General features: G+C 69.7%; 13 protein-coding genes. 6 read left to right on the forward strand and 7 right to left on the reverse strand.

The window, feature by feature from the left end; genetic code table 11:
* Positions 1–2,578 (reverse strand): valine--tRNA ligase (gene valS, locus MJ783_RS07895; RefSeq protein WP_239309632.1); only part of this gene is annotated, 2,578 nt, incomplete at its 3' end.
* 205 nt (positions 2,579–2,783) lie between these two features.
* Between valS and MJ783_RS07900 the strand changes: the two genes are divergently transcribed.
* Complete coding sequence (locus MJ783_RS07900; RefSeq protein WP_239309634.1) at positions 2,784–3,605, forward strand: inositol monophosphatase family protein; 822 nt, start codon at positions 2,784–2,786, stop codon at positions 3,603–3,605.
* Positions 3,606–3,660: 55 nt separating this feature from the next.
* Here the strand turns inward: MJ783_RS07900 and MJ783_RS07905 are convergent, their stop codons facing one another.
* The 4 genes from MJ783_RS07905 to MJ783_RS07920 form a co-directional block, all read right to left on the reverse strand.
* On the reverse strand, positions 3,661–4,185 hold the full coding sequence (locus tag MJ783_RS07905) for a gamma carbonic anhydrase family protein (protein ID WP_239309636.1): 525 nt from the start codon (positions 4,183–4,185) through the stop codon (positions 3,661–3,663).
* Positions 4,186–4,361: 176 nt separating this feature from the next.
* On the reverse strand, positions 4,362–5,894 hold the full coding sequence (locus tag MJ783_RS07910; RefSeq protein WP_239309616.1) for an aldehyde dehydrogenase family protein: 1,533 nt from the start codon (positions 5,892–5,894) through the stop codon (positions 4,362–4,364).
* Complete coding sequence (locus MJ783_RS07915) at positions 5,884–6,174, reverse strand: DUF4235 domain-containing protein (RefSeq protein ID WP_239309618.1); 291 nt, start codon at positions 6,172–6,174, stop codon at positions 5,884–5,886. The genes MJ783_RS07910 and MJ783_RS07915 overlap by 11 nt, the downstream gene beginning before the upstream one ends.
* Positions 6,175–6,229: 55 nt before the next feature.
* On the reverse strand, positions 6,230–6,646 hold the full coding sequence (locus MJ783_RS07920) for a DUF3093 family protein (RefSeq protein WP_239309619.1): 417 nt from the start codon (positions 6,644–6,646) through the stop codon (positions 6,230–6,232).
* Positions 6,647–6,868: 222 nt separating this feature from the next.
* Between MJ783_RS07920 and dut the strand changes: the two genes are divergently transcribed.
* The 4 genes from dut (at position 6,869) to MJ783_RS07940 (ending at position 9,956) form a co-directional block, all read left to right on the forward strand.
* The gene (gene dut / locus MJ783_RS07925) at positions 6,869–7,378 is read left to right on the forward strand and encodes a dUTP diphosphatase (protein WP_239309621.1); all 510 of its coding nucleotides are present in this window, start codon (positions 6,869–6,871) and stop codon (positions 7,376–7,378) included.
* Positions 7,379–7,500: 122 nt separating this feature from the next.
* A complete protein-coding gene (locus tag MJ783_RS07930; RefSeq protein ID WP_370651521.1) occupies positions 7,501–8,259 on the forward strand; it encodes a DUF3710 domain-containing protein in 759 nt (252 codons plus the stop codon).
* Positions 8,260–8,829: 570 nt separating this feature from the next.
* Positions 8,830–9,216 (forward strand): OB-fold nucleic acid binding domain-containing protein, encoded by a 387-nt coding sequence (locus MJ783_RS07935; protein WP_239309625.1) that lies wholly within the window; start codon positions 8,830–8,832, stop codon positions 9,214–9,216.
* Complete coding sequence (locus tag MJ783_RS07940; RefSeq protein WP_370651523.1) at positions 9,213–9,956, forward strand: DUF3159 domain-containing protein; 744 nt, start codon at positions 9,213–9,215, stop codon at positions 9,954–9,956. Before MJ783_RS07935 ends, MJ783_RS07940 begins: the two co-directional genes overlap by 4 nt.
* Here the strand turns inward: MJ783_RS07940 and MJ783_RS07945 are convergent.
* On the reverse strand, positions 9,904–10,605 hold the full coding sequence (locus MJ783_RS07945; RefSeq protein ID WP_239309627.1) for a TrkA family potassium uptake protein: 702 nt from the start codon (positions 10,603–10,605) through the stop codon (positions 9,904–9,906). The genes MJ783_RS07940 and MJ783_RS07945 overlap by 53 nt on opposite strands.
* Complete coding sequence (locus MJ783_RS07950; RefSeq protein ID WP_239309629.1) at positions 10,602–11,273, reverse strand: TrkA family potassium uptake protein; 672 nt, start codon at positions 11,271–11,273, stop codon at positions 10,602–10,604. The genes MJ783_RS07945 and MJ783_RS07950 overlap by 4 nt, the downstream gene beginning before the upstream one ends.
* Positions 11,274–11,393: 120 nt before the next feature.
* Between MJ783_RS07950 and MJ783_RS07955 the strand changes: the two genes are divergently transcribed.
* The coding region (locus MJ783_RS07955) for an APC family permease (RefSeq protein WP_239309630.1) at positions 11,394–13,439 on the forward strand (2,046 nt) is incomplete at its 3' end.

A 13,439-nucleotide genomic window follows, 5' to 3' on the forward strand; every position in this document is an offset into this window, starting at 1 on the left:
CGATGGCCAGTTCGCCCGAGCCCGCGGCGAAGGTCAGGCTGGTGATGCTGCCGGCGCTGCGCAGATCTGGCGCGGCGGCCGCCACCAGGGCCAGCAGGTCGGCCTCTCCGCTGACGTGGGCGGAGGCCACCGCGGCCTTCATCGAGACCTTGGCCGTTGATTTCGACCGCCGGATGGCCGTGAGCGCGCCGCTGACCGCCTCGAGCTGGCGAGGGTCGCCGTTGTCGGCGAACTTGCGCAGCTCGCCGGCTTCCGGCCAGCGGGCGCGGTGCACCGAACCCGGTTTCCACCAGGACCAGACCTCTTCGGTGACGAACGGGAGGAAGGGCGCGAACAGCGACAGGACCGTGGACAGCGCGATAGCGAGCGTGGCTCGGGCGGAGGCCGAGCCCGCTACGCCGAACGCCCCATACGCACGTCCTTTGACGAGCTCGACGTAGTCGTCGCAGAACCGCCAGAAGAACGATTCAGTCAGTTCCAGGGCGCGGGTGTAGTCGTAGCCGTCCAATGCGGTAGAGGCCGCGTCGACGACATCCGCGAGCGTCGCCAGCAGCGCTCGGTCGAGTGATTCGCTGATCGCGCCCGGGTCCTCGACCACACCGAGCCCCAGGGTGAACCGACTCGCGTTGAGCAGCTTGATGGCGAGGCGTCGCCCGATTTTCATTTGCCCGACATCAAAGGCGGTATCAGTACCCGGACGCCCGGATGCCGCCCAGTATCGCACCGCGTCCGAACCGTGCTGTTCGAGCAGGTCCAGCGGCGTGACGACGTTTCCCTTGGATTTCGACATCTTCTTGCGGTCCGGGTCGAGAATCCAGCCGGAGATGGCCGCGTTCGTCCAGGGCAGTGTGCCGAACTCGGTATGGCTGCGCAGCACCGTCGAAAACAGCCAAGTGCGGATGATCTCATGCGCCTGCGGTCGCAGATCCATCGGGAACACCCGCGCGAACAGGTCGTCGTCGCTGCCCCAGCCGGCGGCGATCTGCGGGGTGAGCGACGAGGTGGCCCAGGTGTCCATCACATCCGGGTCAGCGGCGAAACCACCGGGAACCCCGCGTTGGGCCTCGGTGAAGCCAGGTGGTGTGTCGCTGGACGGGTCGACCGGAAGTGTGGCCTCGTCGGGCACGATCGGCTGGTCGTGCCGGGGCAGGCCGTCGGAGCCCAGCGGGTACCAGACCGGGAACGGCACGCCGAAGAAGCGCTGCCGGCTGATCAGCCAGTCCCCGGTGAGCCCATCCACCCAGTTCTCGTAGCGGACGCGCATATGCGCGGGATGCCAGCGCAGCTCGGCGCCGCGGGCCCGCAGCGCCGCCCGCAGGGTCTCGTCCCGTCCACCGTTGCGGATGTACCACTGGCGGGTTGTGACGATTTCCAGCGGGCGGTCGCCCTTTTCGTAGAACTTCACCGGATGGGTGATCGGGCGCGGTTCTCCCAGCAGCGCTCCGCTGGCCCGCAGGAGCGCGACGGTCTGCTCGCGCGCGCTGTTGGCGGTACGTCCGGCCAGCGTGGCATAGTGTGCCCGGCCCGTCTCCGACACGATCGCCTCGGGTGGGTCGGCGAGCAGCCGGCCGTCCCGGCCGATCACCGCTCGGGCGGGCAGCTGAAGCTCCCGCCACCAGGTGACGTCCGTCAGGTCGCCGAAGGTGCAGATCATCGCGATGCCGGACCCCTTCTCGGGGTCGGCGAGCCGGTGCGCGAGCACCGGCACCTCGACATCGAACAGGGGAGTGCGCACCGACGAGCCGAACAGCGGCTGGTACCGCTCGTCGTCCGGATGCGCGACCAGGGCGACACACGCGGCCAGCAGCTCCGGCCGGGTGGTTTCGATGAGCACTGCCGGGCCGCCGGCCGCGGCGCCCTGGCCACCCGCGCGGGCGAACACGAGCGTGTGGTAAGCGCCTGGGCGGTCACGGTCCTCCAGCTCCGCCTGGGCGACCGCTGTCCGGAAGGTCACGTCCCACAGCGTCGGCGCCTGCGCGAGATAGGCCTCGCCGCGAGCGAGGTTGCGCAGGAAGGCCCGCTGGGCGACGGCGCGGGAGCGGGTGTCGATCGTCGCGTAGGTCATCGACCAGTCCACTGACAGGCCGAGCCGCCGCCACAGCTCCTCGTAGACCTTCTCGTCCTCGATCGTCAGCCGCTCACACAGCTCCACGAAGTTGCGACGGCTGACCGGGACCTGCTCCTTGCCGGGCTTGTCCGGCGGGGTGTAGCCCGGGTCGTAGGGCAGCGACGGGTCACAGCGGATGCCGAAGTGGTTCTGTACCCGGCGTTCGGTCGGCAGACCGTTGTCGTCGAATCCCATCGGGTAGAAGACCTCACGGCCGCGCATCCGCTGGTACCGGGCGATGATGTCGGTGTGCGTGTAGGAGAAGACATGACCTACGTGCAGCGACCCGGAGACGGTCGGTGGTGGCGTGTCGATCGCGAAGACCCGCGCCCGGTCGGCGGTCCGGTCGAAGCGATAGGTCGCCTGCTCGTGCCATGCGGCCGACCAGCGTTGCTCGATGCCGTCGAGGGACGGCCGGTCCGGGACGGCCTGCCGCCGTTGCGCCGGATCTTCCCGCTGGCCCGGATCCAGTTGGTTTCTGCCTTCTTCTGTCACCACAGGTAACGATCCTACGGGCCGGGGACGGCGGGACTCGCGGTGCCCGCAAGCCGCGGTTTTTTGCCGTCCTGGTGGGCACCGTCCCGGCTGGTACCGGTGGGTTGGCAGGATGAAGCCCGTGCCTGAGACCACGCGCTATGCCGGCGATCCGATGCCTTCGACGGGGGCTTCCGCATCGATGCCTGATGACGTGACGCCCGGCGGCCCGCGACCGCTGGAGCTGCTGGAGCTCGCGCTCGCCGTCGCCCAGGAGGCCGGTGACCTCCTGCTGCGGGGACGAGCGGGCACGGTGGCGGCCGAGTCGACCAAGTCCTCCCCCACGGACGTCGTCACCGCGCTCGACCGGGCATCCGAGGAGCTGGTCGGGCGCAGGCTGCGCGAGGCGCGCCCCGGCGACGGCCTCCTCGGTGAGGAAGGCGCCGACGACGTCGGCACCAGCGGCGTGCGCTGGATCGTCGACCCGCTGGACGGCACGGTGAACTTCCTCTACAGCCTGCCGAACTGGGCGGTGTCGATCGCGGCTGAGATCGACGGGACGGTGGTGGCCGGGGTCGTGCACGCTCCGGCCATGGGCGTCACCTACACGGCGGCGCTCGGCGAAGGCTCGGCCCGTAACGGAGCCGCCCTCACGGGCTCGACCGTCACCGACCTGTCCCACGCGCTGGTGGCGACCGGGTTCGGTTACACGGTCGAGCGACGGGCCAGCCAGGTCACGGTGCTGACCCGGGTCCTGCCGCGGGTACGGGACATCCGGCGGATGGGCGCGGCCTCACTCGACCTCGGCGCGGCCGCGGCCGGTCTCGTGGACGCCTACTACGAGCGCGGCCTGCATCCCTGGGATCATGCGGCCGGGGGGCTGATCGCCACCGAGGCCGGTCTGCGCGTCGGTGGTCTGCACGGCCGGCCGGTGTCGAACGACCTCACCATCGCGGCCCCACCGGCGCTGTTCGATGCGCTGCACGACCTGCTCGCCGCGGACCCGCCCGCCGACGGCGACTAACCTGTCCGTCCACTCGCGCGGCCTGGGCCGGCCTGGGCCGGCCGGCTCAGCCCAGTCAGTCGATGCGGCGGAGCTCCTCGCGGTACCGCTTGCCGTTCGCGGTGTACATCGCGGCCCCGGCCGCGAAGGCGTTCTCCGGCACCGCGTCCGGGCGGATCTTCGCTGGTACGCCGATGGCCAGTGCCCGGGGCGGTACCCGCACGTTGTTACCGACAAGCGCCTGCGCGCCGACCAGTGCGCCGGCGCCGACCACCGCCTCGTGCAGGACGATCGAGCCGGAGCCGACCAGGGACCCGTTCTCGATGACGCAGCCCTCCAGATGCGCGATGTGCCCGATGACGCAGTCGTCGCCGATGATCGTGGGCAGCGTGGCGGTCGAGTGCACGACGGTGCCGTCCTGTACCGAGGTCCGGGCGCCGATACGGATCTCCCCGTAGTCGGCGCGCAGCACCGCGCCCGGCCAGATGGTCGACTCGGGGCCGATGGTCACCTTGCCGATCACGGTTGCCGCCGGGTGGACGTAGGCGGAGGGATCGATTTCGGGCACCCGGTCACCGAGCGCGTAGACAGCCACCGACATCTCCTTCTCGGGCACGTGGCCGGCCGGTCGCCATGGTCAGCTCATCATCATGGTCGGCCCACCATGGGCGTGTTACCGCGGACACGGCCGCCGCTGGGGAGCATCCCCACCTCATCGTGCCCTACGGAGCCGGCCGCCGCCCGCGCCGCCGGACACATGTGCGCGGGTCGTTCTGGTCATCCAGCGCTGTTACTCTCGGCGTCCGTCTTGGCTCGCTGCCCGTGCAGCATGCGTGTGAGCGCCCGGTAGCGCCGCATCGCTGACGGTTTTCGGAAGAACGAGATCGGGTTGACCGGCGAGGCGATCTGCCGCACGGTCATCGCCTTCGGCCAGGCGAACTCGCGCAGGCCATCCGCGCCCTGTACCCGCCCGAACCCGGAGTGCCCGACGCCGCCGAACGGCAGGCCGGCGACCGCGGTGAAGACCATGACATTGTTGACCGAGACCATGCCCACCCGCAGCCGGTCGGCGATCTCCCGCCCGCGGCGGCGGGAGAACACCGACGCGCCAAGCCCGAAGACGCTGCTGTTGGCCCTGGCCACGGCCTCGTCGAGGTCACGCACCCGGGTCACCACCAGGGTCGGCCCGAAGGTCTCCTCGGTCATCGCCAGGGCGTCGTCTGGCACGTCGACCAGCACGATCGGATCGACGAACGGTGGGCGGACCGATTCGGGGCCGCCTACCACGGCACGCCCGCCTCGCGCCAGCGCGTCGCGAAGGTGGCGCTGGATGAGCTCGATCTGGCTGTCGAGGACCATCGGGCCGTACCCGGACGGTTTCCCGGCGCCAGCCGTGATTTTCTTCGCCTGGATGATCAGCTTTGCGAGGAAGGCATCGTAGGCACCGTCGGTCACGAAGATCCGTTCAGTGGCGATGCAGGTCTGGCCGGAGTTGCCGATCCCGAGCCACAGCGCGCCGTCGACGGCCGCGTCGAGATCGGCGTCGTCCGCGACGATCATCGCGTCCTTGCCGCCCAGTTCCAGCACGACCGGGGTGAGCGTCTTCGCGCACTGGGCCATCACGGCCCGGCCGGTGGCCGGGGCACCGACGAACGAGAGTTTGTCCACGCCGGCCGAGCACAGTGCGGCGCCGGTGGGCGAGCGGCCGGTGACCATACGGAGTACCGGATGCTCGCCGACCACGGCGGCGAACTTCTCCACGACGAACCGTCCGACCGCGGGTGTCAGCTCACTGGGTTTGTAGACGACACAGTTGCCGGCGGCGAGTGCCGACACGATGGCCCCGCCCGGGGTGTAGACGGGCCAGTTCCAGGTCCCGATGACGCCGACGACCCCGTAGGGCTGGTAGGTCACGGAGGCGGCCTGGTTCGCGGTGAGCAGGCCACGCGGCACCCGGCGCGTGCCCAGGACGCGCCCGGCATGGGCAGCCGTCCAGGCGAGGATGTCAAGATGAGTACCGATCTCCAGGACGGCCTCGTCGACGGTTTTGCCGTTCTCCCGGTGGACCAGGTCCGCGAGCTCGTCAAGGGAGTCGTAGAGCGCTCTCTTCCAGGCCAGCAGGCGCGTGCGGCGACCGTCGAAGCCGAGGCCGGACCACCATTGGGTGGCGGTGCGCGTGTGTTCGACCACGGCGCGCACCTCGTCGGCGCTGTGCGCCGGGAACGTCGCGATTGTCGCGCCGGTAACCGGGCTGATCGAGTCAAAGGCCTCCACCGCCACCATGACGGCCGGTTCTGGGTCAGTCGCCATCGTGCATGCCCGGTGGCAGCGATCCAGTCGTCTTCACCCACCAGCGGGCGGCCACCCGTTCGGCGGTGAGCCGCCCGAGGCCGATCGCCACCCCGGACAGCACCGCCCAGCCGATCGCGTCCGCCCAGGCCGTCTCGGGATGCGCCGGACTGGCCGGCGGGTCGGCTTTGCGGATTTTCCGGTACGCCACGGTGGCGGTCCTGCTCGCCGCCGAGCCGGCCGCGGCACCTGCCGCGCCTCCCACGATCTTCCAGCCAATCTTCGATACCGACCGTGCCACTATCGCACCTCCGTCATCTGTGGACCGCGGCCCGCGGGGGAGCGAGATCCGCGGTTCAGCGCGTGACCGGGACATTGATCGCCATAGCCAGTTCGTCGGGATGTCTGCTGGACAGCACCCATGCGCCGGTCGCGGTGTCGACTCGGACGCCCGTCCGTATCCATGGCCTGGTCAGGGCAAACATCCCCGGAGCAAGCACGGTGCGGATGTCGGTGCAGGCGACGGAGCCGTGGACGGCGTCTCTGCTGATCGTCCTGCCGGCCGCGCGCACCGACGTGTCGGTCACGGCCAACCGGGGCCGCCCGAGCAGCCACAGCGCCGCCGCCAGCGCGGCGAACATGGCGCCGTAGGCCATCAGCCGAGCCAGCGCGGAGTCCGCGTAGACGGTGAAGTAACTGCCGAAGGCGCCCGCGCAGACAGCGGCCCAGACGTACCAGAGCCGAGGTACCGCCAGCCGTTCCTCGTAACGCATGTCGGTCAGTATCCACTGTGTCAGGAGCCGCCCGCGCCCGTCAGTAACTGATCTTTCGCTGGTGGCTGGCCCCCATCGGGGCGGGCGCCGGTGTGGGCGCGGGTGAGGGCGCCGGTGAGGGGCCAGCCGGCACACCTTAGTCTTCGGCGTGTTCCCCCGGGTACCGTTGACTGTGCCGGTTACCGGTCTCGGCTCGTATTCGCGAGGAGCGATCGGAGACTCATGACCGCCACGAACGATCTCACCGCGCAGCCGGCCAGCCCTGGATCGCGTCGGCTGGGAGTGCTGGTGCGGCGGCTCGATCCGGATCTTCCGCTGCCCGCCTACGCGCATGCCGGCGATGCCGGCGCGGACCTCGTGGCGGCCCGCGACGTCACCCTCGCCCCCGGCGAACGTGCCATGGTTGGAACGGGGATCGCCATCGCGCTGCCCGAGGGCTACGCGGCGTTCGTGCATCCGCGCAGCGGACTCGCCGCTCGCCATGGCGTGTCCATCGTGAATGCGCCAGGTACTGTCGACGCCGGTTACCGTGGTGAGATCAAGGTTCTGCTTGTCAACACCGACCTGCGCGCATCGGTCCACCTGCGGCGTGGCGACCGGATCGCGCAGCTTGTCGTCCAGCGGGTGGAGCATGCGGCGTTTCGTGAGGTCGCCGAACTGCCCGGGACGGCGAGGGGCACCGGCGGGTTCGGATCGACCGGTGGGTTCGCGACGACCGGTGACCTTAGCTGACCGGGGCCGGCGAAGTGCTTACCCATGCCTGCCCGACGTCCGCCCCGCGCCCGCACCATATCCGCCATCGTTGCCGGCCAGCACGCGCAAGGAGCTCATCGTGATAACAGGAAGTGGTTGAAATGTTCCGGCGCGGTCGTAGACGCGGTGGTCGAGGTGTCTTGGGCACACCGGAACACCATGGCCGGGATGAGGCCCTCGACGTCGAGGAGGAGGGCACCGCGGGTGCCCCGGACGGTCCGTATGACGCCGACAACGCTCCGGACGATCGTGTTCGGCGTCTCGATCTGGGATCCCTGCGTATCCCCATGGTCGACGGGATCCAGGTGCAGTTCCAGGTCGATCAGACATCTGGCCAGCTGCTGACGGTGACCCTCACGGACGGCCAGAGCGCGATGGAGCTGGCGGCCTTCGCCGCGCCGAAAAGCACCGGTCTGTGGAACGACGTGCGCGCCGAGATCGCCGGCTCCCTGGGCGCGGGACCGGGCGCGGCCGAGGAGGGCAGCGGACCGTATGGGAAGGAGCTGCGGCTCCAGCTGCCGACCGGCGCGGCCGATGAGTTCATGCCCGGCAGGATGATGGGGATCGACGGTCCGCGCTGGTTCCTGCGGATCGTCCTCACCGGCTACGGCGCGCTCGATCCACAGGCCGCGCCGTTGCTGACCGAAGCGTTGCGCCAGCTCGTGGTGGTGCGTGGTGACCAGGCGATGCCCCTGCGCGATCCGCTGCCGCTGAAGCTGCCGAAAGAGGTCACCGACCCGCACGCTTCGCCCGACCCCGCGGAGGAGGTGGCGGCGGGCCCGTACGACACCACACCCGCGGCCGTGCGGACGGCGGCCCGGATGCCTGCCCCCGGCGTGCGGATAGCGGAGGTCGGCTAAGAGCGACCGGCAATAGGGGACGCGGCGTCGCGGGGGGCTGGGGCACGCACCTCGCCGCATCGCTCCCCGTCCATCGCTCCCCGTCCATCGCTGCGCGATGCACGGGTACCCCGGCTCGTCGGTCGACGCCCAACACACAGCCGGGTCGACGCGCCTGATGTCGACGCGCCTGACGCAGGGCCCGCCGGAGCCGGCGATGCGCAGACTGCCGCCGGCAGCCATCAGCGCGGGTGCGCCATCGCTCACCAGCCCGCCGTAGCTGACGCCCGCACGGAGAGCTGGTGGCTGCACGCCGCTGGTATCGCTGTCTTTCGGCGATGACGTGTCGCGCGACGAGTGGCCGAGGCATGCGTGAGCATCGAGGCACGCGTGAGCACAGCCGGCCGGGGCCCTGGGACGGACATCGTGCACAGCTGGAGCTGGGGCCTCGGGGCGGGCACACTGGGGCGCGTCGGTTCGTTACCCCGATGTTGCCTGTGTTGCGTGCCCCAGCCCCGCGACGCCGTGTCCTCTATTGCCGGGCGCTCTTAACCCAGTTCCGTGCATGCTCGAGATTCAACCGGAGGAGCCGTGGGAGACCGAGGCGGTTGGTGGGGGCGGGTCGTCCACCGGCTGAACGCGGATGATCAGGTGCTGGAAGCGGAGGACCTACAGCGGACGGTCGAGGCGGCCGGGGCCATCCCCATGGGTGAGTGTCACGAGCGTCAGGAGGTGTGCGTCGTCGGTTCGATCCGTTCGGTTACCGTTCGGAGTCATGCTGGAGCGCAGAGCCTTGAGGCGGACATCTACGACGGCACCGGTACCGTCACCCTGGTGTTTCTTGGCCGGAAGCACATACCGGGGATTCAGACAGGACGCACGGTGAAAGCAGCTGGGATGGTCATGAATCAGGACAGCCGTACCACCATCTTCAACCCGCGATACGAGCTGCTGCCCGCGTCGTCCGCGAGCGCGTGAGCCTCCCGACCGGCGACCAGCAGGTCGCGCCGGCCACCGGGCAGCGGCCCCCGATGTCCTTCGCCGAGGCCATGGGCGGCCCACGCGGGATGGTCGACAGCGCGATCCCCACGGTCGCTTTTGTCGCGGTCAACGCCGGGGCCGGGCTGACCGCGGGCATCGTGTTCGCCGTGGCGACGGCGGCGGCCCTCGTCGCGCTGCGGGTCGTCCGCCGCGAACCCGCGCGCCAGGCGTTCTCCGGTCTGTTCGCGGTGGGGCTCGCCGCGTTCGTCGCGTCCCGCACGCACAGCGCCGAGGGCTACTTCCTGCCCAGTATCGTGAAGAACGCCGTTTTCGCCGGAGCCGGCCTGCTGTCTCTGCTGGCGCGCAGGCCGCTCGCGGGTTTCGTGCTGGCCGCGATGGATGCCCGGTATGCCGACTGGCGTCAGCACAGCCACCTGCGCCGGGCCGCCATCCGGGCGACGCTGGTGTGGATCGTTGTTTTCGGTCTCCGGTTCGTCATCCAGGGTGTGCTCTACCTGGCCGGTCAGACAGGGTGGCTGGCCGCGGCCAACATCGCCCTGGGGCTTCCGCTGTTCGGCGTCGCGATCATAACGACCTTCGCCATCGTGCGGCGGCTCGCGCCGAGTCAGGCTGCCGTGGACGAGCGTGGCGTGGACGAGCGTGGCGGTCCCGCTGGCCTTCCGGTCACCGCGCCGGTGGTGGTGAGTCCACCGGCGTCCCACCCAGAGCCTGGCTGAGGGCCTCCTCGACGTCTCCGCCGGCTGTCACCACGGCGAGCACCTCATCGCCTTCTTCCAGCGTGGCGTCGGGGGAGGGCAGGACGACCCGCCCATCGCGCAGGATCGCCACCAGCGCCGCGTCAGCGGGCAGCACGACCTGCGCGATGGGCCTCCCGATCACCGGCGAGTCCTCGGCCAGGGTCAGCTCCACCAGCGACGCGTTGCCCTGCATGAAGCGCATCAGGCGGACGAGGTCGCCGACGCTCACCGCCTCCTCGACCAGGGCGGTCAGCAGCCGTGGGGTGGACACGGCCACGTCCACGCCCCACGCCTCGGTGAACAGCCACTCGTTGTTCGGATGGTTGACGCGTGCCACCACCCGCGGCACCCCGAACTCGGTCTTCGCCAGCAGCGACACGACCAGGTTGACCTTGTCGTCCCCGGTCGCGGCGACCATCACCGCGCACTCCTGGAGGTTGGCGCTCTCCAGGGAGGCCAGCTCGCATGCGTCCGCCAGCAGCCAGTTGGCACGCGGGAGCGCGCCTGTGCGTATCTTGCGCGGGTCACGTTCGATCAGCATGACCTCGGAGCCGTTGTCGATCAGTTCAGCGGCGATGGAACGGCCGACCTTGCCCGCTCCGGCGATGGCGATCCGACGTGGCCTCATGCGGGTGGACCTTCCTTCGGACCGGACCGCAGCACGGCTTCCACCTGCGCCGCCCGTGCTTTGGGAAAGGCGATGTGCAGCGTGTCGCCGTCCTGGATGAGGGTACGAGAATCAGGAAGCAGGCCTTCGCCGAAACGGGTGACACAGGCGACCCGGACACCCGCGGCACCCTCAAGCGTGGAGACGCGTAGCCCCACCCACGATATGGAGGGCGTCATCTCTGACAGCAGGATCATGCCGGATGTGTCCGTCCACTCCGGCGTTATGGCGTCCGGGACGAGCCGGCGCAGGATCTGGTCGCGGGTCCACCGTACGGTGGCGACCGTGGGAATACCGAGCCGTTCGTACACCTCAGCCCGGCGGGGATCATAGATGCGGGCGACGACGCTGGTCACGCCGAACATCTCCCGCGCGATCCTGGCTGCGATGATGTTGGAGTTGTCGCCGCTGGAAACCGCGGCGAACGCCGCCGCGTCCCGGATGCCGGCCTCGATCAGGGTGCCCCGGTCGAAACCGACCCCGGTGACCATCCGGCCGCTGAAGTCCGCGGGCAGCCGGGTGAAGGCGTCCGGGTCCTGGTCGATGATGGAGACGCTGTGGCCATACCGGTCGACGCTGCGGGCGAGCGCCGAACCGACTCGACCGCAACCGAGGATCACCACATGCACGCCGCAGAGCGTAGTCCCGCGCAGTCGCCCCGGTCGATGCGTGGACGACGTCCAGCAGCGGAGGTATCGGACATCTCACAGCGATGCGATGCTGGTCACACCAGTCGGTAGCATCGCCGCGTGAGGCTCACGGACCGCCTCAAGCGCGGCTTCGTCGGTCGCCCTCTCGGGAGCGACAAACTCGGCGAGACGTTGCTGCCCAAGCGGATCGCCCTGCCTGTCTTCGGCAGCGATCCGCTGTCCTCGGTGGCGTACGCCACCGAGGAGATCCTGCTCGTTCTGTCACTCGGCGGTCTGGCTTTCTACCACCTTGCGCCATGGGTGGCCGCCACGGTCGTCGTGGTGTTGCTGACCGTCGTCGCCTCTTACCGGCAGAACGTGCGCGCGTACCCCACCGGTGGCGGCGCGTACGAGATCGCGATGACGAACCTGGGGCCGCGGGTCGGCCTCACGGCCGCGAGCGCGCTGCTTGTCGACTACATCCTCACGGTCGCCGTGTCGGTCGCCGCCGGGGTCGCGAACCTCACGTCAGCCGTGACCAGCCTGGCCGGGCACAAGGTGCTTCTCGCCGTGGTGCTGATCGTCGTGCTGACGATCGTGAATCTGCGCGGTGTCCGGGAGTCGGGTACGGCGTTCGCCGTCCCGACCTACGGCTTTGTCGTCGGCGTCCTGCTGATGGTCGCCGTCGGGTTGTTGCAGACCGTGGTCGGGCATCCGCCCCGTGCCGAGAGCGCGAGTTACCAGGTGCACGCCGAGTCCGCGTTCGGCGGTCTTGCCACCGTGTTCCTGGCGTTGCGGGCGTTCTCGTCCGGCTGTACGGCGCTCACCGGCGTGGAGGCGATCAGTAACGGGGTCCCCGCGTTCCGTCCGCCCAAGAGCCGCAACGCGGCGACGACGCTGCTGGCCATGGGGCTGATAGCGGTCACCATGTTCAGTGGTGTCACCATCCTGGCGATGATCTCGCATGTCCACGTGGCGGAGAACCCGGCTAATCTCGTGGGCGCGAACGGGGCCGTAGCCACAACGCAGCGTACGGTCATCGCGCAGGTGGCCGCCGCGGTTTTCGGGGAGGGGTCGTTCGGCTTCCTTTACGTCGCCGTCGTCACGGCCCTGATCCTTGTGCTGGCCGCGAACACCGCCTTCAACGGGTTTCCGGTACTTGGGTCGATCCTCGCCAGGGACGGGTATCTGCCGCGTCAACTGCACACCCGCGGTGATCGTCTTGCTTTCAGCAATGGGATCATCACGCTCGCCGCTCTCGCCGTTCTTCTGATCGTCGCGTTCGACGCCGAGGTGACCCGGCTCATTCAGCTGTACATCATCGGTGTGTTCGTGTCGTTCGTGTGCAGTCAGACCGGCATGGTGCGGCACTGGCAGGACATCTTGAACAGCGATCATCCGGACGCCGTCGATCCGGTGCTGCGCCGCCGCATCCGGCGTTCACAGGCGATCAACTTCGTCGGCGCCTGTGTGACCGCTGTCGTGCTTCTCGTGGTGCTGGCCACGAAGTTCACGCGCGGCGCATGGATCGTCTGCGTCGCCATGCCGGTGATTTTCGTGATGATGCGGGCGATCCACCGGCACTACGACCGGGTGGCCCAGGAGCTGCAGCCCGAGCCGGGGCCGCCGACGCTGCCCTCCAGGGTGCACGCGGTGGTGCTGGTCAGCAAGATCCACGAACCGACGCTGCGAGCCCTGGCCTACGCCAAGGCCACGCGGCCCCACACCCTGGTCGGGCTCACCGTGGCGGTTGACCCGGCCGAGTCCGGCCGGGTCCGCCAGGCCTGGGAGGAGCGGGCCATCGGCATTGACCTGGTCGAACTTGCCTCGCCCTATCGCGAGATCACCCGACCGGTGCTGGACTATGTCGCCGGTATCCGGCGGGAGAGCCCGCGCGACGTGGTCGCCGTGTTCATCCCCGAGTACGTGGTCGGGCACTGGTGGGAACAGCTCCTCCACAACCAGAGCGCGCTGCGGCTGAAGGCGAGGCTGCTCTTCCAGCCAGGGGTGATGGTCACCAGCGTCCCGTGGCAGCTCGCCTCCTCGGAACAGGCAGGCCGGCGCCTGGACCGGATCGCGCCGGGAGCGGTACGGCGAGCCACCGGCTCGGCCACCCCCGCCCAAGCCGCCGGGCGGGCCGGACGGGCCGGGCGAGCCGGGCGAGCC

The organism is Protofrankia sp. Cj3, from assembly GCF_917627355.1.
Classification (GTDB): Bacteria; Actinomycetota; Actinomycetes; order Frankiales; family Frankiaceae; genus Protofrankia.